General features: G+C 49.4%; 1 protein-coding gene. It reads left to right on the forward strand.

Annotation, left to right across the window (positions count from 1 at the left end; genetic code table 11):
* Nucleotides 1-338, forward strand: a 338-nt coding sequence (locus tag L3X40_RS22675) for a TonB-dependent receptor domain-containing protein (RefSeq protein ID WP_237367496.1), incomplete at both ends; no start/stop codon positions are given.

Raw genomic sequence — 338 nt, forward strand, 5'->3', positions numbered from 1 at the left:
AACCTCGCTGGTTTTTATACCAATTATGATGACTTGCAGACAGTGCAGACGCGCCCTGCGGTGGGCGGGGCCGGGTTTGACACATTTGTCGAGAACGCCGGTAAGGTTGAGATCAAGGGGATTGAGGCAGAGCTGACTGCGATCATTACGCCGCAATTACGCCTTACCGCATCGGTTGGTTATCTTGATGCAAAATATAAGGAATTCATCTCCGATCTCGACAACGACGGCATTGGCGAGGATGCAACATTTCTTAACCTGCCCAGGGCTCCAAAATGGAGCATCAATGTAAATCCGAGCTACGAAACCTATCTGAGCGACTTTGGATCAATACTGTT

It is taken from the genome of Rhizorhapis sp. SPR117, assembly GCF_021742065.1.